This is a genomic window from Lysobacter sp. Root916, from assembly GCF_001429785.1.
Taxonomy (GTDB): Bacteria; Pseudomonadota; Gammaproteobacteria; order Xanthomonadales; family Xanthomonadaceae; genus Lysobacter.
Genome location: NZ_LMJF01000012.1, coordinates 301,113 through 321,283 on the forward strand (window position 1 = coordinate 301,113; position 20,171 = coordinate 321,283).

Sequence of the window (20,171 nt, forward strand, 5' to 3'; positions counted from 1 at the left end):
AGTACCGCATGAGCCACGCCAGCCTGCCTGACGCCACGCCGTCCAAGGGCATCCCCCTGCACATCAAGGTGTTGATCGGTTTCGTCCTGGGCGCCGTGATCGGCCTGGTCGCGCACTTCGTCGCGCCGGGCTCGCCGTTGGTGTTGGGACTGGTCGCTTACGTTGCGCAGCCGATCGGCCAGATCTTCCTGGCGCTGCTGTTCATGCTGGTGTTGCCGCTGATGTTCTCGGCGCTGGTGCTGGGCGTGGCCGAACTGGGCGACGTCGCCAGCCTCGGCCGGCTCGGCTGGCGCACCTTGCTCTACACCGCGGTGGTGACCCTGATCGCGGTGGCGATCGGCTTGCTGATGGTGAATCTGATCGGACCCGGCCACGGCCTGGACCGCGCCATGCTCGACCAGGCCATGGCCCAGGGCGCGCAAAAGGCCGGCGAGATCGCCGCCACCGGTCAGCAGATGGATTTCATGAAGCTGCTGCTGGGCATCGTGCCCAAGAACGTGGTCGCCGCCGCGGTCGACGACAAGCAGAAGCTGGGCGTGATGTTCTTCGCCCTGATGATCGGCATCGGCCTGGTGATGACGCCGACGCCGGCCACCAAGGCCTTCAAGACCGCGCTGCAGGGCCTGTTCGAGATCTGCATGCGCTTGATCGGCATGATCATCAAGCTGGCGCCGTACGCGGTGGCCTGCCTGATGTTCGCCCTGTGCGCGCAGTTCGGCTGGGAGCTGCTGCTGGTGCTGGGCAAGTTCGCCCTGACCGTGATCCTGGCGATCGCGGTGCACATGTTCATCGTGCTGCCGCTGTGGGTGAAGTTCGCCGGTGGCATGAGCCCGCGCGCGTTCTTCCGCGGCAGCGAGGAAGCTCTGCTGACCGCGTTCGCGACCGCGTCCTCGACCGGCACCCTGCCGATCACCCTGCGCGTGGCCGAGCAGAACCTGCACCTGCCGCGCAAGGTCTCGCGCTTCGTGCTGACCGTGGGCGCCTCGGCCAATCACCACGGCACCGCGCTGTTCGAGGGCATCACGGTGCTGTTCCTGGCCCAGGCCTTCCAGATCGAGCTGACCCTGGTCCACCAGATCATGGTGCTGGGCCTGTGCCTGCTCGGCGGCATCGGCACCGCCGGCGTCCCGGCCGGCTCGCTGCCGGTGATCGCGATGATCTGCGGCGTGCTCGGCATCCCGCCCGAGGGCGTGGGCATCATCCTCGGCGTCGACCGCTTCCTCGACATGTGCCGCACCGCCCTCAACGTCACCGGCGATCTGGCGACCGCGGTGGTGGTGGCCAATCGCAGCGGCGAACTCGCCGACGAGGCGCCGGAAGCGCCCGAAACCGTCGCCTGAGCCCGGCGCCGCCGTCCGGCGGCGTCCAGCCAGGATGCGCAAAGCCCGCTACGGCGGGCTTTGCCGTTTTCGGGCCCGGCCCGCGCCGATCCGGCGCGACAGGGCGGCGCGCGGATGGGACAATGGCCGGTCCGCCCGGCTGGTCCAGCCGCTCGCGCGGGCGCCTCCCGCCTCCAGAAGACCCCGTGCCCGACGCCATGACGACGCCCAGCCGCCGCGACCTCGCCAACGCCATCCGATTCCTCGCCATCGACGCGGTGCAGGCCGCCAACTCCGGTCATCCGGGCATGCCGATGGGCATGGCCGACATCGCCGAAGTGCTCTGGAACGATTACCTCAACCACAACCCGAACAATCCGAAGTGGTTCAACCGCGACCGCTTCATCCTCTCCAACGGCCACGGTTCGATGCTGCAGTACGCGCTGCTGCACCTGGCCGGCTACGACCTGTCGATCGAAGAGCTCAAGCGCTTCCGTCAGCTCGAGTCCAAGACCCCGGGCCACCCCGAGAACTTCATGACCCCGGGCGTGGAAACCACCACCGGCCCGCTCGGCCAAGGCTTCGCCAACGCCGTCGGCATGGCGTTGGCCGAGAAGCTGCTCGCACAGCGCTTCAACCGTCCCGAGCTGGCCGTGGTCGATCACCGCACCTGGGTGTTCATGGGCGACGGCTGCCTGATGGAAGGCATCTCGCACGAGGCCGCGTCGCTGGCCGGCACCTGGGGCCTGGGCAAGCTGGTCGCGTTCTGGGACGACAACAAGATCTCGATCGACGGCAACACCGACGGCTGGTTCACCGACGACACCCCGGCCCGCTTCGAGGCCTACGGCTGGCGCGTGATCCGCAACGTCGACGGCCACGATCCGGTCGAGATCAAGACCGCCATCGACACCGCGATGGCCAAGACCGACAAGCCGACCCTGATCTGCTGCCGCACCACCATCGGTTTCGGTTCGCCGGCCAAGGCGGGCAAGGAGTCCTCGCATGGCGCGCCGCTGGGCAAGGACGAAGTGGTCGCCACCCGCGAGGCCCTGCACTGGCCGCATCCGGCGTTCGAGATTCCCGAGCCGATCTACGACGGCTGGCGCGCGCGCAGCACCGGCCAGGTACGCGAGGACCAGTGGAACCGTCTGTTCGACGCCTACGCCGCGCAGTACCCGAACGAGTCGGCCGAGCTGGTACGCCGCTCGCACGCCGAACTGCCGCAGACCTTCGCCGCCGATGCCGACGCCTACATCGCCAAGCTGCAGGCCGACGGCCAGACCATCGCCTCGCGCAAGGCCTCGCAGATGGCGATCGAGACCTTCGCGCCGCTGCTGCCGGAACTGATCGGCGGCTCGGCCGACCTCGCCCACTCCAACCTGACCTTGTGGAAGGGCAGCAAGTCGGTCGCCAGCGACGATCCGAACGCCAACTACATCTACTTCGGCGTGCGCGAGTTCGCGATGACCGCGATCAGCAACGGCCTCAGCCTGCACGGCGGTTTCATTCCCTACGACGCCACCTTCCTGGTGTTCAGCGACTACGCGCGCAACGCCGTGCGCATGAGCGCGCTGATGGGCGCGCACGCGATCCACGTCTACACCCACGATTCGATCGGCCTGGGCGAGGACGGCCCCACCCATCAGCCGATCGAGCATCTGGCCAGCCTGCGCTACATCCCGCACAACGACGTCTGGCGTCCCTGCGACGCGGTCGAATCGGCGACCTCCTGGCGCGCCGCCATCGAGCGCAAGGACGGCCCGAGCTGCCTGATCTTCTCGCGCCAGAACCTCACCCATCAGCCGCGCAGCGACGAACAGCTCAAGCAAATCGCGCGCGGCGGCTACGTGCTGCGCGACAGCGAGGGCGCGCCCGAGCTGATCCTGATCGCCACCGGTTCCGAGGTCGGCCTGGCCACCCAGGCCGCCGACGCGCTGAGCGCCGAAGGCACCAAGGTGCGCGTGGTGTCGATGCCGTCCAGCGACGTGTTCGATCGCCAGGACGCCGCCTACCGCGAATCCGTGCTGCCCAACGCGGTGCGCAAGCGCGTGGCGATCGAAGCCGGCGTGAGCGATTTCTGGCGTAAGTACGTCGGCCTGGACGGCGCCGTGATCGGCATCGACAGCTTCGGCGCGTCGGCGCCGGCCGAGGCGCTGTTCCCGCACTTCGGCTTCACGGTCGAGCGCGTGGTCGCGGCGGCGAAGGCGCTGGTCTGAGCCCAGGGGCCGCGCCGATGAGGCCGCCGGCACCGAAACTGTCGAACGCGGCTCGCGCAGCGCGAGCCGCGCGAGCCGCCGCCGCGCAAGGGCGCGACGGTTGATCGTCGCGCCGGCCCGTAGACGGTGCTCGCCGCCCGCGCGGCGTCGGCCTCTCGCGCTGGCCGCGGCTTGCGCCGCGCTGTTCCTGATCGTGATCGGCGGCGCGTCCGCCGCGCCGCCGCGGGTGCTGTGCGATGCCGCGCCGACGCCGCGTCCGCTGCCGGATCCGGCCACCTGCCCACGCCGGCTCGGCCTGCCCGCCACCGCGGCGGCGCCGACCGCGGCATCCACCGCCGAAGCCTTGCTCGCGCAGGCGCGCGAGCGCATCGGCGGCGGGCGTTTCGATGAGGCCGGGCAGGCCCTGGATTGCGCGGAGGCGACCCTGGGCCGCGATGCCGACTGGTCCTTGCACTACGAACTGGTGCGCCAGCGCGGCATCCTCGCGTATCGGCGCGAACTGATTCCCGAAGCCCTGAGCCGTTTCGAATGCGCGCTCAAACTCTCGACCGCGCACGAGGATCGTGACGCGATCGCGCGCGATCTCAAGAACGTCGGCAGCGCGCTGCGCCGGCTCGGCGATTTCCGCGGCGCCCTGCGCACGCTCACCGCCAGCCTGCGGATGCAACGCGCCCAGGGCGAAGTCGGCGGCGCGGTGCTCAACAACATCGCCGACGTCTACCGCGAGCTCGACGATTCCGACGAGGCGACCCGGCATTACCGCGAGGCGCTGGTCGCGTTCCGCGCCCAGAACAACCGCGTCGAAGCCGGCCACGTGCTGGAAAGCCTGAGCGAGCTCAGCCTGGACCGCGGCGACGCGGCGCAGGCGCAGCGCTGGCTGCAGGAGGCCTTGCAGACCTACCGCGAAGCCGGCAACCGCGCCTACGAGTTGCGCGTCTACGCCGGCCTGATGCGCACCGCCTTGTCGCGCGCCGACCTCGCCCAGGCGCGGCAGTGGCGCCAGGCCGCGTTCGCGATCGCGAGCGAGCACAAGCTCGGTCTGCCGGCCAGCCTGCAATTGCAGATCGCGCGCAGCGAACGCCTGGAAGGGCGCGCCGATGCGGCCGCCGAACGCCTGCGCGCGGCGATCGCGGCGCTGCCGGAAGGCGGCGTGGAACGCATCGCGCTGCTCGAGGAACTGTCGCTGGCGCAGGAGGCCGCGGGCGACCGCGCCGCCGCGATCGCGACCCTGCGCGGCGCCCACGAACAGGAACGCATGCTCAGCCGCGCGCAACAGGATCGCCAACTGGGCTGGCTGCGCACGCGTTTCGAAACCGCCGAACGCGACCGCACCATCGCCGGGCTGGAGAGCGAGAACCGCTTGCGCCGCGGCGAGCTGCGCCAGCGCACCTTGCTGCTATGGCTGACCCTGGCGGCGAGCTTGGCCGCGGCGCTGGCGGTGGGCCTGCTGTGGATGCGCCGGCGTCAGCGCGCGCGCCTGCTCGACGCCGAGCGCGAGGTGCGGGAAGAGGAGGCGCTGGCGCGTTACCGGCGCGAGACCGAGGCTCTGGCCGAAGACCGCAGCCTGCTGCAGGCCCTGCTGGACAGCCGCCAGGACGCGGTCTGCCTGATCGACGCCGAGGGCCAGGTGCTGGCCGCCAATCGCGCCGCCTGCGAACTGCTCGATGCCGACGCCGCCTCGCCGGTGGGCCAGGCCCTGGGCGACTACCTCGGCGAGGCCGATCGCGAAGCGTGGGCCGCGGCGCTGGAGGGCATGGAGGACGCCAGCGAACAGACCCTGGCCTGCGCGCGTCGCGATGGCGCGATCCGCCTGCAGGCGCGGCTCACGCCCTGGCTGCGCGGCGACGGTCTGATCGTGCTGGGACTCCGCGAGGACGTCGCCGGCGCGGTCGCGATGACGGGCTTGTCCGAAGCGACGGCCAACAGCGACGACTCCGCCCACGACGCGCACCTGCGCGAGGACTTCCGGCGCGCCCTGGTCGAACTGATGCTGGCGGTGGTCGAGAGCTGGGAGCGCAGCACCGGCAGCAGCCGATTGGAGCTGGCCGAACGCAGCCGCATCTGGCGGGTGACCGTCGACGACGGCCGTCTGCGGGTGCGGGCGATGGAGCGATATCTCAGCCTGGCGCGGCTGCCGCGGCGACCGCGTTGGCGCGACGTGCTGCGCTCGGCCTACTACGTGCTCAGCCACTGCACGATGACGGCCCAGGAGCGCGAGGACCTGCAGCGCCGGGTCGACGCGGCGCTGGCCTATACCCGGCGCCGCGCGCTGGTCTGAGGCGCGGCCTCAGCGATCGGGCAACAGCGGTGCAGCCTCGACCCGGTTGTCGACGCAGACCACGCATACGCCCTGCAGGTTGCCGTCCTTGAAACGGTAGAGGTCGTGGTGGTCGCCGTTGTCGGGGCTGAAATCGACGGGCCCCTGCACGAACGGCACCGCCTGCGCCGCGGGGTCGGTCGATTTGACGCCCAGCGCCGAGCACTGGTCGTGCGCCGCCTCGTTGGCCCAATACCACTCGTCGACGATGCCGCAGGTCTTTTCCGGCACGCAGTAGGTCGCGCCGGCCGTGCCCAGCAGCGGCGCGTGCTCGGTGCGGTACTGCGACAACGCCGCCGGCGTGATGCTGAAGGTGCTGACGATCTGGGGTGCGGTGTTCGGGTCCAGGCACCACTTCTTGTTCTTGGCCAGAGGGTCGTGGGCGTGGGCGCCGGTGGCGAACAGCAGGCTGAGGCTGAGCAGGCAGAGCAGGCGATGGCGCGTCATGGCTCGGTCACGGTAGGTGGATGGCCCGCTCAGTGTAGGCGCCGGCGCGGTCGCGGCTCCAACGGTTTCGGGGGCACAAACGGGGTACGAATCCGCGCCAAGCGATTGATTCTTCGAAGCATCGGCGCGATTCGTTCCCGCCGCGGTCCGATTTGGTCCCGTGCGCGCACTGGCCGCCGGGCGGCGCCGCTCCTAGCGTGATCGGACCCGGTCGGCCGTCGATCACGCGATCGCAAGGCCGGCCCCGGGACCCGCAACCGTCCAATACCGCCGTCGCCACGGCGGTCCCACCTGGAGATCGCTATGAAGCTCAAGCTGTTCAACCTGGCCCTGATGACCACCGTGCTGATCGGCGCCAGCCTCGCCTCCGTTCCCGCCGGCGCCGCCAACGGCGTGCCGGGCCGGGTCATCCACGACCGCGACGATCCGGTCGGCCCGGCCACCGGCACCTGGCGCGGCAGCTACTACACCCAGTACAGCGTGTGGGGCGACGGCATCGAACACATCGGCGAGATCGGCACCACCTTCCGCACCGGGCACGAGGTCTTCGGCAACTCGTACCAGAGCTGCCACAGCGCTCTGATCGCGGAAATGAACGCCGTCGGCGGCGTGGCCGGCTGGACCGACTGCTCGCAGCTGTAATCGTTTTGGGGAGTCGTCTCGGGGGATCGCGCGCCGTCCCCGCGGCCGCGATCAGCCGGCGGGTCGTTCGCCGCGCACGGTGACGCGTGTCGGCGGCTCGTCGGTCTCGAGGCGGCCCGGATACCTGTCGTACTCGGACATGGGGCTGTCCTGCGCGCAGCGCGCGTCGGGGAAACCGTAGCGCTGGCGCAGCGCCAGCCCGCATTCGGCCATGGCCTGGAAGGCCTGGCCGACCTGCATGCACTGCTTGTCGAAATCGCGCCGGAACGCATCGCGGCGGCGCATGAAATCCTCGCCGCATTTGCGCCCGACCCGGATCCGGTCGAGATCGTCCTGGGCCGCGTTGGTGCCGGCCAGGCCGTACTCCTTGAGCTCGGCCTCGCTGAGGATGCGCAGGTCGCGGTTGGCGACCGTCATCATCTGATCGGCGACCGCGGTGGCCACGCCGTTGCGCTCCAGATAATCGCGTACCTGGGTGTTGATGGCCTTGAGCTCGGCGCTGAGTTCGGCGCGCGAGGTGGCGGTGGAGCGGTCGCGGATCAGGCGGTGGATGCCGACCTTGCCCGAGATCGAACGGGTGTCGCCCGCGGCCAGCACCAGCACGCAGGCGCTGTGGCATTGCGAATCCTCGCGGATCCAGATCGCCCAGCGCGATTCGGCGATCGAGTCGCCGGCGCGGATCGCTTCCTCGACGTGGCCGCCGGTCGAATCCAGGTCGAGGATGCGGGTGGGGATTTCCATGCGGTCGGCCATCGCCGCCACGCGCTGGACCAGGGCGGTGAAGCCGGCGCCGATCTTGCCGCGGTAGCGCACCCGCACCATGCCCTGCGGCTGGCAGGCGCGCAGCGCGTCGACCAGGCTGAAGAACTCCAGCGAGGTCAGCGCTTCGCCGTCGCCGTGCTGGGCGTAGTCGTATTCGCAGCTGATCGAGGCCTCGCCGGAATCCAGCTTGGCCGGCGGCCAGTAGGTGCCTTTGAGCGCGTCGGCCTTGACCGGCGCCTGGTCGTCGGCGGGGGCCGCGGAGCGGTCGCCGGACTGGTCGCCGATGGTGACCGCCTCGGCCCGGGCCGTCGCATCGTCGCCGCTCGCCGGCCGCTGGCAGGCCGCGGCCAACAGGCTCAGTGCCAGCAGACCCGACGCGAACAACCACCTCTTCGACATGCCTTGCTCGTCCTGGTTACGGTTGCGGCCGACGCCCGCGCGCCGGTCGGCACGGGATTGGACCGTGCGGCCGGCGCCGAGTTTCGGCGACCGACCCGATCATGATCGCGCGCGCCGGATGAACGCGAGCGTGATCCCGGGCGGCGTGGACGGCGCCGCCCGGGCTGTCGCCTCAGGCCGACGGAGGCGGCGTGTCGTAGCGCTTGAAGTAGCGGTGGTGGCGCAGATGGTCGTGCTGCTGGCCGATCCCGAAATAGGCCTTGCCGCCGCGCCGCCCGGGCTGCAGGCAGGGCAGTTCGTGCTGGGCATCGGGGTTGTTGGTGTAGTAGGCCGGGATCTTGTCGATGAAGCGGCTGAGCATCTGCGGCCCGCACTCGACGCCGTCGTAGCTGTCGAAGCCGAAGCGCGGATGGCCGATGTTGAAGTCGTCGACGCAGACCACGCCGTTGTCGATCAGCGACAGCTCGCGCTCCAAGGGCCAGGCGTCGTACCAATGCGCATCCAGGTAATACAGCGGGCAGCGGAACTGGTCGCGGAACTTGGCGATCAGCTCCGGCGAGTCCAGCTTCTCCACGTGCGTATGCGGCATGAAGCCGACCCGGCGCTTGACCAGCTCGACATAACGGTCGACCACGTCGCAGGTGACGATGTTGAGGTGCGGGTAGGCGCGCGCGAGGTACTCGGTGGTGTCGCCGACGTTGGAGCCGGTCTCGATGATCGCGTCGCACTGATAGCGCTCGATCAGATAGTCGAACTCCAGCGCGGTGGTGATGTCGAAGCCGAACGGCCCGCCGTCGTCGCTGAGCTCGGCCGCGCCCAGGCGCATGGTGCGGTAGAAATGCTTGTAGACGTTATCCGACGACATCCGCGAGGCGCTCCCTGAAACCCGGTCAGTGACCGAAGTATATGCGGCGTCCGCCCCCGCTTCCTGTGCGAGCGGCGGCAGCCGCGATCGCGAACCCGACCCGGACCGCGCCCGCCACGACCGGCGCCGGCATGCTTTCGCTGCCGCGCCCGGCGATCGCTCAGGGCGCGCGCGTTTCGTGCAATCCCAGCGCCAGTAGTCGCGCCAGCAGGCGTTCGCCCAGGCCCGAGGGTGCGGCCAGGTCCATGCGCGCCAGCGCCTCGGCGTCGTCGCTGCGCGCGCCGGTCAGGGCGCGCGCGATCGTGGCCAGCTTGCCGCCGCGGCTGGCGGTGGCGGTTTTGAGCCAGCCCAACGCACGCACCAGGCGCTGTTCGACCGCGCTGAAATCGCTGCCCAGCGGATAGTCGGGCAGCAAGCCGTCGCGGCGCAGCGGCGCCAGCGCCGCGCGCAGGTGCTCGGGCGTATTGTGCCGCGCCGGCGCGGCGATGGCGTAATCGGCGCGCAGCTTGCCCTCGCGGCGCGCGGTGTCGAGCAGGCCGCCGCGGTAACGCGCGTCGGCGATCGCGGCCATGGCCAGCACGCAGTCCTCGTCGGCGCGGCCGCGCAGGTCGGCGATGCCGTACTCGCTGATGTAGATATCGCGCAGGTGGCGCGGGATGGTGGTGTGGCCGTAGTTCCAGACGATATTCGAGCTGGCCTGGCCGCCGGCCTCGCGGCTCGCGCGCAGCATCAGCACCGAGCGCGCATCGGGCAGCGCGTGCGCCATGGCGACGAAGTTGTACTGCCCACCCACGCCCGACACCACCCGGCCGTCGGCCAGCCCGTCGGACACCGCCGCGCCCAGCGCGGTCGCCATCATGCAGGTATTGAAGAAGCGCGCGTCGCGGCGTTGCAGGCGCTCCAGCGCCTCGTGGCCGCCGTAGAGCTCGTTGACCTCGCTGATCCGGCGCATGCCGATGCCGCGGCGCTGCTCGTCGGGCAGTCGGCGCAGCCAGTCGTAGAACTCCGGCGAGCCCAGATAGAAGCCGCCGTGCAGATATTCGCCGTCGCGTTCCAGCGCGGCACGGTCGGCGTCGTCGGCGCTGCCGTCGGCGAGGCGCCGCATCAGCGCTTCGTCGTCGACCACCTTGCGCCGGATCACCCCGACCTCGACCAGGCGACGGAAGCCCTCGTTGATCATCTCGCTGCAGCCGTACAGGCCCTCGGCGAACGGGGCCAGATCCGCGCGCGCGGCCAGCGCCGGATCCAGCGCGGCCAGCACGCGCCGGTAGCCGGCGTTGTCGGCGTGGCGCAGCGCCAGCGCGTGGCAGAGCGCGTCGGCGAGCGCGCCGATGCCGATCTGCAGGGTGCCGCCGTCGCGCACCAGGGTGCTGGCGTAGAAGCCGATCGCGTAGTCGGCGTCGGTGACCGGCTGGCGCGGCAAGCCGAACAGCTTGGGGTGCGGGCCGGGCGGGGTCAGTACCACGTCGAAATAGTCCTCGGCGACGGTGGCGCTGCCGCCCAGCCAGGGCAGTTCCGGATCGACCTCGGCGATCAGCAGCGGCCGCGGCAGGCCGCGCGCGACGATCGCATCCACCGCGTCCTGGGTCAGGTCGGTGTTGCACGACAGCGACAGGCGCGTATCGCCGTCGCGGCGCGCGACCTTCTGCACGATCGCGTTGACGCCGCGGTCGGCCAGCGCGCGTGCGACATGGGTGTAGTTGAGGCTGGCGTAGCGCTGCTGCGCCGGCGGCGAATGCAGCAGCGCGCCGGACTGCAGATAGAACTCTTCGATCTCGATGTGCGCGGGCAGGGCGTCGCGCTTGAGCGCGCTCACATAGCGCAGGCGCGGGAAGTCGTCGCCGAAATGGCGGCTCGCGAACGGCCCGATGAAGCGGCCCTCCAGGCCTTGGCCGGCGCCGGGCGGATCCAGCGACAGCGCGGTGTACAGATGCAGCGGCCGCGAAGGGTCGGCTTCGGCGCGCGCGTAGATCGCGTTCAACAGCCGGTGCGGCTTGCCCAGGCCCAGGGGCGCGCCCAGGTGCAGCGGGCCCTGGATGCGGGTGTAGAGGAAATCGACGGCGTCGTCGAGGCGTTCGTAATGGGCGGGGGCGGTCATGGCCAGGAGTATCGCATCGCCGCGGTGGCTGGCTTGACAACTTCGATTACGGGTGTAATCTCAAGAAAAATTACGGATGTAAACGATGCAGATCAGCGAAGCCGAATCGGTGGTGATGGACGTGCTCTGGCGCGAGCATCCGCTCGCCGCCGAGGACGTGGTCGCGGCCCTGGCCCAGCGCCAGGATTGGCAGGAGGCAACCATCAAGACCCTGCTCAACCGGCTCTTGAACAAGGGGGCGGTGCGCGCCGAGAAGCAGGGCCGGCGCTATCTCTACGCGCCCGTGCTCAAGCGCGAGGACTGGGTGCTGGAGGAGAGCCAGGGCCTGCTGCAGCGCTTGTTCGACGGTCGGGTCGCGCCATTGGTCGCGCACTTCAGCGAGCAGCGCAAGCTCAGCCGCAAGGACATCGCCGAACTGCGCAAACTGCTGGAGGAGCTCGACGATGAGCAGCGTTGATATCGCCGCCGTGCTGTTGGAAACCGCGCTGGCGAGCAGCTTCGCGATCGCCGTGGTGCTGCTGTTGCGGCGCCCGCTGCGGCGCGGCTTCGGCGCGGCCGCCGCGTACGCGCTGTGGGCGTTGGTGCCGGTGGCGGTAGTGGCCGTGCTGTTGCCGGCCGCGCCCGCACGCCTGCCGCTGGCCTTGCCGGTGCAGGCCATGGTCCAGGCCCCGTTGACGGTGGCCGCGCCGCAGGCGTCCGCCATCGCGCCGGCCGCCGCGGTCGTGCTGGTCTGGCTGGCGGGCGCGTTGCTGGCCTTGCTCGCCCTGGCCTGGCAACAGCGTCGCTTCGTGCGCGCGCTGGGCGTGTTGCGCGCGCGCGCCGATGGATCGCGCCAGGCCGACGCGGTGGCCGGCCTGCCGGCCGCGATCGGTGTGCTGCGGCCGATCATCGTCGTGCCCGAGGACTTCGAGCGGCGCTACAGCGTCGAACAGCAGGCGCTGATGCGTGCCCACGAGCGCGAGCACATCGCGCGCGGCGACCTGGCGCTCAACGCCCTGGTCGCGCTGCTGCGCTGCGTCTACTGGTTCAACCCGCTGCTGCACTACGCCGTGCGCCACTACCGCCACGACCAGGAACTGTCCTGCGATCAACGCGTGATCCGCCGACATCCGCAGGCGCGTCGCGCCTATGGCGAGGCCATGCTCAAAACCCAACTGGCCTCGCGCCCCGTGCCGCTGGGCTGCCACTGGGGCCACAGCCATCCGCTCAAGGAGAGAATCGAAATGCTGAAGCATGCGAACGTATCGTCGAAGCGCTGGATCGCGGGCGGCGCCCTGGTGGCGCTGCTGGCCGCAGCCACCGGCGCGGCCGCATGGTCGGCGCAGCCGCAACGCGCCCCGGCCGCCGCGGCCGCGTTGCCCGATGGCTATGCCCTGCTGAAGTTCGAGGTCAGCCTGGACGGCGGCGACCCCAGCACTTTCCGTGTGCTCGAACGCTACGGCGAATCCTTCGGCGTGAGCGGCGACGACGGCGGTTCGACGTGGTCGCTGCATGGCCGGGTATCGCCGCTGGGCGAAGGGCGGTCGCTGCTGGTGGCCTCGCTGCAACGCGACGGCAAGCCGCTCGGACAACCGCGTTTGACGATGCGCAACGGGGAACCGGCGCGTATCAGCATTGGCAGCGTGCGCGGATCTAGCAACGCCGAAGTGCTGCAAGGCATCGACATGACGGTGACGGTGAGCGCCGCGGCGGATGCGCGGCCCGTGGTCCAGCCGCGACCGGCGGCCGAACCGCGGGCCGTGTCCAAGCCCGCGCCGAAGCCGGTCCCCAACCCTTACGCACAAACGGTGGATATGACCGCCGCGGCCTACGGCGCACTGTCGCCGCCGCCGTACCCGAAGGGCCGCAAGGTCAACGGGCGGGTGCTGTTGGAGATCCAGGTCGGCAGCGACGGCGGCGCACAGCAGGTGCGGTTGGCGCAAAGTTCGGGCGATGCCGAGCTCGATGCCAGCACCGTCGAGGCCGCGCGCAAGTGGCGCTTCCAGCCTGCGACCCAGAATGGCCAACCGGTGGCGTCGTGGGTGCAGGTGCCGGTCGATTTCGCCGCCACGTCCGGTCCGACCGCTGCGGCGCCGTTCGACGCGGCGACGGTCGCCCTGGATCCGATCCAGGTCACGGACGAATGATCGCGGCCGCGTAGCGGCGCGCATCGAAGCGGCTTAGCCGCCGACGATATGAACCTCGTCGGCGATGCGCCGCACTTCGTCGGGGTAGTGACTGACGTAGATCATCGGCAAGGCCACCTCGTCGCGCACGCGCTGCAGATAGGGCAGCAATTCGTCGCGGCGGCTCATGTCCAGCATCGACAGCGGCTCGTCCAGCAGCAGGATCTGCGGTTGCGACAGCAGCGCGCGGCCCAGGGCCACGCGCTGCATCTCGCCGCCGGACAAGCCTGCGGTGGAGCGCGCCAGCAGCGCGCCTATGCCCAGCAGTTCGACGATCGCCTCCAACTGGAACCGCGGCGCTGCGCGCGCCTCGCCGCGCAGGCCGTAGAGCAGGTTGCGGCGCACGTCCAGATGCGGGAACAGCCGCGCGTCCTGGAACACGTAGCCGATCCGGCGCCGATGCGCGGGCAGGTCGATGCCGGCTTGGGCATCGAACAGGCAGCGCCCGCCGATCTCGATGCGACCGCGCTGCGGCCGCAGCAGGCCGGCGATGGCATGCAGCAGCGAGGTCTTGCCGGCGCCGGAATCGCCGACCAGGGCGATCACGCGCTGCCGGCTGCGGATGCTCACGCTGCGCTCGAACGCGCCGCGCCGCAGGGTGAAGTCGAGCACATGCAGCGGCGACTCGCTCATGCGCCGCGCTCGCGGCGCTGGCGCTGCACCAGCCATTCCGACAACAGCACCGCGCCGAACGAGATCGCCACCGCGACCACGGTCAGCCGCCACAGCCCCGATTCGGCGCCGGGCACCTGCAACATGCCGTAGATCGCCGAGGACAGGGTCTGGGTCTCGCCGGGGATGTTCGACACGAAGGTGATGGTGGCGCCGAACTCGCCCAGCGCCTTGGCGAAGGCCAGCACCGCGCCGGCGATCACGCCGGGCAGGGCCAGCGGCAGGGTCATGCCGAAGAACACCCGCCACGGATTCGCGCCCAGGGTGGCCGCGGCGTGCTCCAGGCGCTGGTCCACGGCTTCGATCGACAGCCGGATCGCGCGCACCATCAGCGGAAAGCCCATGATCGCGCAGGCCAGCGCGGCGCCGGTCCAGCGGAACGCGAAGCTCACGCCGAAGCTGTCGGACAGGAAGCGGCCGATCGGCCCCTGATTGCCGAACAGGATCAGCAGCACGTAGCCGGTGACCACCGGTGGCAGCACCAGCGGCAGGTACAGCATCGCGTCGAACAGCAGCTTGCCTGGGAAGCGCTTGCGCGCGAGCAACCAGCCCATCGCCACGCCCAGCGGCAGGCTGCACAACACCGCCACGCTGGCGACCTTGAGGCTGAGCGCGATCGCGGTCAGCTCGGCCGGGCTGAAATTGAACATGCGCGGCCCGCGTTTACTTCAGCACGCTGAAGCCGTGGCGGCGGAACAGGGTCGCCGCGGGCGCCGTTTTCAGCCAGCGCACGAACCCGGCCGCCTGAGGGTGTTTGCTCGCGCGCAGGCGCGCGACCGGATAGACGATGGCGGGATGGGTCGAGGCCGGGAAGGTCGCGAGCACGCGCACCTTGGGTTCGGCGCGCGCATCGCTGGCGTAGACCACACCCAGAGGCGCCTCGCCGCGCGCGACCAGCATCAGGGCCGCGCGCACGTTCTCGGCTTCGGCGACCTTGGGCTGCAACTGTGTCCATGCGCCCAGCGATTCGAACGCGGCGCGCGCGTACTTGCCGGCCGGCACGCTTGCGGTCAGCGCCAGGGCCAGACGGCCCTCGCCCAGCAAGGGGCGCAGATCGACGCCGGGCTTCAAGCTCAGCGGCCGAGCGGTACTGGTCTGCGGCGCGATCAGCACCAGCGTATTGCCCAGCAGATTGCGCCGGCTGGATTCGTCGATGAGCTTGCGCTGCTGCAGGTAGTCCATCCAGTCCAGGTCGGCGGACAGGAACACGTCGGCGGGCGCGCCTTGCTCGATCTGGCGCGCCAGCGCCGAACTGGCGGCGTAGGACACCCGCAGCGGTTGCCCGGTCTGGGCCTCGTAGGCGACCGCGGCTTCGTCCAGCGATTCCTTCAGGCTGGCCGCGGCGAACACCGTGATCGGCTCGGGCTTGGGTGGCGCGGCGAGGGCGGACCAGGACAGGGCCAGCGCGCAGAACGCGATGAGCCAGCGGCGACGCGACAGCAGCATGGCGGGGCTCCGATGGGCGACGGCGGCAGGGTAACGCGAAAAGCGAGGGGTGAGCGTGGAGGAGTGAGCGTAAGCAAGCATTGCACTTACTCACTCCTCACTCCTCCACGCTCACTTCTCGCTCTAAGGCGCGTCGATCACCCGGATCGATTCGATCTGGCGGATCCAGCGCGCCGGTCGCGATTCGCCCGGCGCGATCAGGCGCCAGGGGCCGTCATCGGCGTCGAGCGCGGTGCCGTCGCAGCGGTCGCTCAGGACCACCTCGCGCGCGCCCAGGCTGGCGTCGAGTTCCGCCAGCGAATACGCGACGCGGTAGCCGTCGCGCGCCGACACCACCACCATCCTCGCCAACTGCGCGCCGCGCAGCGGCTCCTCCGGCATCGCGCCGGACGCGCGCAGCAGCGCGGCCAGCGACACGCCTTCGCAGCTCAGGGTCTTGCCGTGCGCGGTGCCGGTGGCGGTCGTGCGCGGCAGGCCGGCGATCTTCGCCGCATCCAGCGCCACGTCGATCGGCGCCATGCGCTGCGGCGGGTCGGAGGCGTGCGCATGCGCGCTCTTCTCGGGCTCCGCTGCGGCCGCGATCAGGCACCAGCCCAGGCTCAGTGACAGACAGGCCATCGCGAGCGGCGTACGGGTCGGATGCATGACGGCCTCAGAGCTGGTTGAGCGGGATCTTGAGGTAGCGTACGCCGTTGTCCTCTGCCTCGGGCAGGGCGCCCGCGCGCAGGTTGACCTGCAGCGCCGGCAGGATCAGCGCCGGCACCGCCAGAGTCGCGTCGCGCGCCTCGCGCATGCGCACGAAGTCGGCTTCGGCGGTATCGGCGCGCAGGTGGATGTTGGCGCGCTTCTGCTCGCCGATGCTGGTCTCGCAGCGCGGTGCGCGGCCTTCGGGGCCGTAGTCGTGGCAGACGAACACGCGGGTGGCGTCGGGCAGTTCGTACAGGTGGCGGATCGAGGCGTACAGCATGGCCGCGTCGCCGCCGGGAAAATCGCAGCGGGCGGTGCCGCTGTCGGGCATGAACAGCGAGTCGCCCACGAACACGGCGTCGCCGATCAGGTAGGCCAGGCTGTCCAGGGTGTGGCCGGGCACGGCGAGGGTACGCGCGTGCAGTTCGCCGATCGCGAAGTCCTCGTCGTCCTCGAACAGGTGATCGAACTGGCTGCCGTCGGCCACGACCTTGGCGTCCAGGCCCAGCACCGGCACGAAGGTGCGCTGGACCTCGCGGATGCGCCGGCCGATCGCGATGCGCGCCTGCGGCAGGCGCTGCTTCAGCCAATGCGCGGCGCTGAGGTGGTCGGCATGCGCATGCGTTTCCAGCAGCCAGCGCACCTGCGCGCCGCAGGCCTCGGCGGCGTCCAGGATCGCTTGCGCGGAGGCGCCGCCGGTGCGGCCGGAGCGGGCGTCGTAATCGAGCACCGGATCGACGATCGCGGCCTGCGCGGTCGCGGGATCGACCACCAGGTAGCTCCAGGTCCCGGTGTCGGCATGATGGAAAGACTGCACCTGCGGGGACATCGGATTCCTCTTGCTGGGGCGTCCGTGCGATTCGTGCGCCCGCGCCGGGCTCGGCGCGCGGCGGTGTATTGCGCTCAGCGCTTCAGCGCGGCGTTGAGCACGGCGGCCAGATGGCTGCCGCCGCGGCGTAACTGCGCCTCGGCCTCGGGACGCCAAGTCTGCACGTAATTTTCGTCGACCGTCGCCTTGGCCGGATACAGGCCCGGCTGCAGGGCGATCCGGCACGAGGCCTGCGCCCAGGCGGGCGAGTCCGGCGGCAGCGCGGGCTCCGATACCGTCACCGCCAACGGCAGCGCGCGCAGGCGCAGCAGCCAGGCGTTCTCGTCCAGGCCGGCGGCGTTGAGCATGCCGCTGTCCCATAGCTGGTGCAGATTGCTGCCGCGGCCGTTGAACTGGATCTGCACGTCGCTGCCGCCCTTGTCGCGGGCATAGCCGGCGTGCAGCGGCTGGTGCACGTCGCCGACGAAATGGACCACGAACTTCAGCGCCTGCAAGCGTTCCTCGCGCGTGCGCTTGCGGTCGGACAGGATCTCGGTCTGCTTGCGGATCGCCTCGATCACGCAACCGCCCATGGGGCAGTCGCGCGCGGGCTCGTAGGCGCAGTTTTCTTCACCCAGATTGACGTAGTGCCACTTCGCGCTTTGCTTGCCCAGGTTGGGATCGTGAGCGCGCAGCTCGTCGGCCCAGTTGGCGATCCCGGCCAAGGTCGGATCGGGTTCGCCGACGAGCAGGGCGTCGATGTCGCGGCGCACGGCCGGATCGAGCTCGCCCAGGGCCAGCAGCGCGACCAGGCGATGGCCGAGCGTGCCCCAGGCCAGGGCGTCGAACGGCAGCAGGAACAGCAGGGCGATGAAGAGGGCGCGGATCATCCCGTCACTTTACTAGAGGCAACCGCGTTCCCGCGCCGCGCCGCGGCGCGCGGACGATGCCGCTCTTGTCGTTTCGCGCCCCGGCGTCGCGACCGCGGCGCCGGGGCGAGCGCCTCAGAACGTCCAGACGTAGGCGATGCCGTAGGTCAGCGGGTCGATCTCGGCGGTGCCGATCTTGACGCCGTTGAGCTGGACCTCGCTGTCGATGTCCATCCAGCGCACGTCGACGCGGATCGCGCCGCGATCGCCGAGCGGGAAGTCCAGGCCGGCGTGCGCGGCCGGGCCCCAGGAGTCCTTGAGCTTGAGCTTGGTGCCGGCCAGTGCGCCGCGGGTGTCCTCGCTGAAGAACGCGGTGTAGTTGAGGCCGACGCCGACGAAGGGCGAGACCACGCCGTGGCTGTTGAAGTGGTACTGCACCGACACCGTCGGCGGCAGGTGCTTGGTGCTGCCGACCCGGCCGACGCCGACCACGTCGATGTCGTGCTCGAACGGGATGGCGGCCAAGACCTCGATGCCGACGTTGCCGTGCACGAAGTACTCGAAGGTGATGGTCGGGCGCGCGTCGTCGCCGATCTCCAACTGCGCGGTGCCGCCCAGGACGGTGCCGTTGTCGGATTTGGGCGAGACCTGATGGGCGCCGACCCCGAGGGTCCAGGTTCCGGCCTGCTGGGCCAGGGCGGGTTGGGCCAGGCAGGCCAAGGCCAGGGCCGCGAGCGCGGCCCGCTGCGAACGCTTGTTCATTCCGTGAGTCCCCTGAGTGATCCGGCTTGGATCAGATGGCACTTTAGTGGCACGTTCAGCTTGGGAACCATGACTTTCGTTGCAATATCGCCCGCCCGGGGCTCCCGGACCGGGCCCAGGCCTGGGCTTGCTAGAATAGGGGTTTCCCATCCCACCGCTGTGCGGGCGCAGGAGCTTGAAGAAATGGCGATCAAGGTAGGCATCAACGGCTTCGGCCGCATCGGCCGCAACGTGCTGCGCTCGGCGGTGCAGAATTTCGGCGGCGAGATCGAGATCGTCGCGATCAACGACCTGTTGGAGCCGGACTACCTGGCCTACATGCTCCAGTACGACTCGGTCCACGGCCGCTTCAAGGGCGACATCGCGGTCGAGGGCAACACCCTGATCGTGAACGGCCAGAAGATCCGTCTGACCCAGGAACGCGACCCGGCCAACCTCAAGTGGGACGAGGTCGGCGCCGAGGTCGTGATCGAGTCCACCGGCCTGTTCCTCGACAAGGCCACCGCCCAGAAGCACCTGGACGCGGGCGCCAAGAAGGTCGTGCTGTCGGCGCCGTCCAAGGACGACACGCCGATGTTCGTCTACGGCGTCAACGACAAGACCTACAAGGGCGAGGCCATCATCTCCAACGCCTCGTGCACCACCAACTGCCTGGCTCCGCTGGCCAAGGTGCTGAACGACAAGTGGGGCATCAAGCGCGGCCTGATGACCACCGTGCACGCCGCCACCGCCACCCAGAAGACCGTCGACGGCCCGTCCAACAAGGACTGGCGCGGCGGCCGCGGCATCCTCGAGAACATCATCCCGTCCAGCACCGGCGCGGCCAAGGCGGTCGGCGTGGTCATTCCGGAACTCAACAAGAAGCTCACCGGCATGTCCTTCCGCGTCCCGACCTCGGACGTGTCGGTGGTCGACCTGACCGTCGAGCTCAACCAGGACGCCACCTACGCCGAGATCTGCGCCGAAATGAAGGCGCAGAGCGAAGGCGCGCTCAAGGGCATCCTGGGCTACACCGAGGACAAGGTGGTCGCCACCGATTTCCGCGGCGACACCCGTACCTCGATCTTCGACGCCGACGCCGGCATCGCCCTGGACGGCACCTTCGTCAAGCTGGTGAGCTGGTACGACAACGAGTGGGGCTACTCGAACAAGTGCCTGGAAATGGTCAAGGTGGTCGCGGGCAAGTAAGCCGCGGCGATTGTTGCGATACGAAGAGCCCCGCGCATGCGGGGCTTTTCTTTTGGGCGGGCGCGATATCTCTAGCCGGCTCCCCGTCGCCCCCTTTGAAAAAGGGGGCGGGCGCCCTTTGTGAATCGATATCGATTCTTTGCTAGCGGCGCCGGGGGATTTGCTGTTGCTGTTGGCGCCGGCCAAAAGCAAATCCCCCCTAGCCCCCCTTTTTCAAAGGGGGGAACTCGTGCGAAGGGGCCGCTTTCGAGCTCGACGTCAAACCGCCGCGGTCGCCGACTCGCGCAAACCCTGCGGCGCCTGCACCATCTCCATCGCCCCCTTTGAAAAAGGGGGCGGGTGCCTTGTGTGAGTCGATGTCGATTCGTGGCTAGCGGCGCCCGGGGATTTGCTGTTGCTGTTGGCACCGGGCAAAAGCAAATCCCCCCTAGCCCCCCTTTTTCAAAGGGGGGACTCGTTCGAAGGGGCTGCTTTCGGGCTCGACGTCAAACCGCCGCGGTCGCCGA

The 20,171-nt window shown here is 69.9% G+C and carries 18 protein-coding genes; 7 read left to right on the forward strand and 11 right to left on the reverse strand.

Annotation, left to right across the window (positions count from 1 at the left end; translation table 11 throughout):
- Positions 1–8: 8 nt before the first annotated feature.
- The 3 genes from ASE35_RS10915 (at position 9) to ASE35_RS10925 (ending at position 5,816) form a co-directional block, all read left to right on the forward strand.
- The gene (locus tag ASE35_RS10915) at positions 9–1,340 is read left to right on the forward strand and encodes a dicarboxylate/amino acid:cation symporter (RefSeq protein WP_056179337.1); all 1,332 of its coding nucleotides are present in this window, start codon (positions 9–11) and stop codon (positions 1,338–1,340) included.
- Between the two features lie 197 nt (positions 1,341–1,537).
- Positions 1,538–3,538, forward strand: a complete 2,001-nt coding sequence (tkt, locus tag ASE35_RS10920; RefSeq protein WP_057160559.1) for a transketolase — start codon at positions 1,538–1,540, stop codon at positions 3,536–3,538.
- A 193-nt stretch (positions 3,539–3,731) separates the two neighbouring features.
- Complete coding sequence (locus tag ASE35_RS10925) at positions 3,732–5,816, forward strand: tetratricopeptide repeat protein (RefSeq protein WP_157489413.1); 2,085 nt, start codon at positions 3,732–3,734, stop codon at positions 5,814–5,816.
- 9 nt (positions 5,817–5,825) lie between these two features.
- On the opposite strand, the gene ASE35_RS10930 is transcribed toward ASE35_RS10925, so the two are convergent.
- Positions 5,826–6,302 carry a hypothetical protein gene (locus tag ASE35_RS10930; RefSeq protein WP_056179344.1) on the reverse strand — a complete coding sequence of 159 codons (477 nt, stop codon included), beginning with the start codon at positions 6,300–6,302 and terminating at the stop codon, positions 5,826–5,828.
- A 303-nt stretch (positions 6,303–6,605) separates the two neighbouring features.
- Between ASE35_RS10930 and ASE35_RS10935 the strand changes: the two genes are divergently transcribed.
- On the forward strand, positions 6,606–6,944 hold the full coding sequence (locus tag ASE35_RS10935) for a hypothetical protein (RefSeq protein WP_056179347.1): 339 nt from the start codon (positions 6,606–6,608) through the stop codon (positions 6,942–6,944).
- Positions 6,945–6,995: 51 nt separating this feature from the next.
- On the opposite strand, the gene ASE35_RS10940 is transcribed toward ASE35_RS10935, so the two are convergent.
- From ASE35_RS10940 to ASE35_RS10950, 3 genes are all read right to left on the reverse strand, one after another.
- The gene (locus ASE35_RS10940; protein WP_157489414.1) at positions 6,996–8,105 is read right to left on the reverse strand and encodes a hypothetical protein; all 1,110 of its coding nucleotides are present in this window, start codon (positions 8,103–8,105) and stop codon (positions 6,996–6,998) included.
- A 172-nt stretch (positions 8,106–8,277) separates the two neighbouring features.
- Positions 8,278–8,970 carry a hypothetical protein gene (locus ASE35_RS10945; protein ID WP_056179352.1) on the reverse strand — a complete coding sequence of 231 codons (693 nt, stop codon included), beginning with the start codon at positions 8,968–8,970 and terminating at the stop codon, positions 8,278–8,280.
- A gap of 160 nt (positions 8,971–9,130) precedes the next feature.
- Entirely contained in the window at positions 9,131–11,068 is a 1,938-nt protein-coding gene (locus tag ASE35_RS10950) for an acetyl-CoA hydrolase/transferase C-terminal domain-containing protein (RefSeq protein ID WP_057163841.1), read from the reverse strand.
- 85 nt (positions 11,069–11,153) lie between these two features.
- Between ASE35_RS10950 and ASE35_RS10955 the strand changes: the two genes are divergently transcribed.
- A complete protein-coding gene (locus tag ASE35_RS10955; protein WP_056179358.1) occupies positions 11,154–11,525 on the forward strand; it encodes a BlaI/MecI/CopY family transcriptional regulator in 372 nt (123 codons plus the stop codon).
- The gene (locus ASE35_RS10960; protein ID WP_057163842.1) at positions 11,512–13,194 is read left to right on the forward strand and encodes a TonB family protein; all 1,683 of its coding nucleotides are present in this window, start codon (positions 11,512–11,514) and stop codon (positions 13,192–13,194) included. Before ASE35_RS10955 ends, ASE35_RS10960 begins: the two co-directional genes overlap by 14 nt.
- 33 nt (positions 13,195–13,227) lie before the next feature.
- Here the strand turns inward: ASE35_RS10960 and ASE35_RS10965 are convergent, their stop codons facing one another.
- The 7 genes from ASE35_RS10965 to ASE35_RS10995 all read right to left on the reverse strand — a co-directional run bounded on the left by ASE35_RS10965 (position 13,228) and on the right by ASE35_RS10995 (position 18,477).
- Positions 13,228–13,851, reverse strand: a complete 624-nt coding sequence (locus tag ASE35_RS10965) for an ATP-binding cassette domain-containing protein (RefSeq protein WP_157489443.1) — start codon at positions 13,849–13,851, stop codon at positions 13,228–13,230.
- Between the two features lie 11 nt (positions 13,852–13,862).
- Positions 13,863–14,555, reverse strand: coding sequence for a molybdate ABC transporter permease subunit (gene modB / locus ASE35_RS10970; protein ID WP_057163844.1), 693 nt, complete (start codon positions 14,553–14,555; stop codon positions 13,863–13,865).
- A 13-nt stretch (positions 14,556–14,568) separates the two neighbouring features.
- Positions 14,569–15,351: a molybdate ABC transporter substrate-binding protein gene (gene modA, locus ASE35_RS10975; RefSeq protein ID WP_057163845.1), complete on the reverse strand. Its 783-nt coding sequence runs from the start codon at positions 15,349–15,351 to the stop codon at positions 14,569–14,571.
- A gap of 123 nt (positions 15,352–15,474) precedes the next feature.
- Positions 15,475–15,996, reverse strand: a complete 522-nt coding sequence (locus ASE35_RS10980; protein ID WP_057163846.1) for a hypothetical protein — start codon at positions 15,994–15,996, stop codon at positions 15,475–15,477.
- A 7-nt stretch (positions 15,997–16,003) separates the two neighbouring features.
- Complete coding sequence (locus ASE35_RS10985) at positions 16,004–16,867, reverse strand: MBL fold metallo-hydrolase (RefSeq protein WP_057160566.1); 864 nt, start codon at positions 16,865–16,867, stop codon at positions 16,004–16,006.
- Positions 16,868–16,941: 74 nt separating this feature from the next.
- On the reverse strand, positions 16,942–17,736 hold the full coding sequence (locus ASE35_RS10990; protein ID WP_057163847.1) for a S1/P1 nuclease: 795 nt from the start codon (positions 17,734–17,736) through the stop codon (positions 16,942–16,944).
- A gap of 114 nt (positions 17,737–17,850) precedes the next feature.
- On the reverse strand, positions 17,851–18,477 hold the full coding sequence (locus ASE35_RS10995; RefSeq protein WP_056179385.1) for an OmpW family outer membrane protein: 627 nt from the start codon (positions 18,475–18,477) through the stop codon (positions 17,851–17,853).
- A gap of 183 nt (positions 18,478–18,660) precedes the next feature.
- On the opposite strand from ASE35_RS10995, the gene gap reads away from it, so the two are divergent.
- Positions 18,661–19,665, forward strand: a complete 1,005-nt coding sequence (gene gap / locus ASE35_RS11000; protein ID WP_056179388.1) for a type I glyceraldehyde-3-phosphate dehydrogenase — start codon at positions 18,661–18,663, stop codon at positions 19,663–19,665.
- Positions 19,666–20,171 lie beyond the last annotated feature (506 nt).

Bases quoted from the DNA above. Each gene is read 5' to 3' on its own strand.
- ASE35_RS10915 (WP_056179337.1), top strand. From the start codon at position 9: ATGAGCCACGCCAGCCTGCCTGACGCCACGCCGTCCAAGGGCATCCCC.
- tkt (WP_057160559.1), top strand. From the start codon at position 1,538: ATGACGACGCCCAGCCGCCGCGACCTCGCCAACGCCATCCGATTCCTC.
- ASE35_RS10930 (WP_056179344.1), bottom strand. From the start codon at position 6,302: ATGACGCGCCATCGCCTGCTCTGCCTGCTCAGCCTCAGCCTGCTGTTC.
- ASE35_RS10935 (WP_056179347.1), top strand. From the start codon at position 6,606: ATGAAGCTCAAGCTGTTCAACCTGGCCCTGATGACCACCGTGCTGATC.
- ASE35_RS10940 (WP_157489414.1), bottom strand. From the start codon at position 8,105: ATGTCGAAGAGGTGGTTGTTCGCGTCGGGTCTGCTGGCACTGAGCCTG.
- ASE35_RS10945 (WP_056179352.1), bottom strand. From the start codon at position 8,970: ATGTCGTCGGATAACGTCTACAAGCATTTCTACCGCACCATGCGCCTG.
- ASE35_RS10950 (WP_057163841.1), bottom strand. From the start codon at position 11,068: ATGACCGCCCCCGCCCATTACGAACGCCTCGACGACGCCGTCGATTTC.
- ASE35_RS10955 (WP_056179358.1), top strand. From the start codon at position 11,154: ATGCAGATCAGCGAAGCCGAATCGGTGGTGATGGACGTGCTCTGGCGC.
- ASE35_RS10960 (WP_057163842.1), top strand. From the start codon at position 11,512: ATGAGCAGCGTTGATATCGCCGCCGTGCTGTTGGAAACCGCGCTGGCG.
- modB (WP_057163844.1), bottom strand. From the start codon at position 14,555: ATGTTCAATTTCAGCCCGGCCGAGCTGACCGCGATCGCGCTCAGCCTC.
- modA (WP_057163845.1), bottom strand. From the start codon at position 15,351: ATGCTGCTGTCGCGTCGCCGCTGGCTCATCGCGTTCTGCGCGCTGGCC.
- ASE35_RS10980 (WP_057163846.1), bottom strand. From the start codon at position 15,996: ATGCATCCGACCCGTACGCCGCTCGCGATGGCCTGTCTGTCACTGAGC.
- ASE35_RS10985 (WP_057160566.1), bottom strand. From the start codon at position 16,867: ATGTCCCCGCAGGTGCAGTCTTTCCATCATGCCGACACCGGGACCTGG.
- ASE35_RS10990 (WP_057163847.1), bottom strand. From the start codon at position 17,736: ATGATCCGCGCCCTCTTCATCGCCCTGCTGTTCCTGCTGCCGTTCGAC.
- ASE35_RS10995 (WP_056179385.1), bottom strand. From the start codon at position 18,477: ATGAACAAGCGTTCGCAGCGGGCCGCGCTCGCGGCCCTGGCCTTGGCC.
- gap (WP_056179388.1), top strand. From the start codon at position 18,661: ATGGCGATCAAGGTAGGCATCAACGGCTTCGGCCGCATCGGCCGCAAC.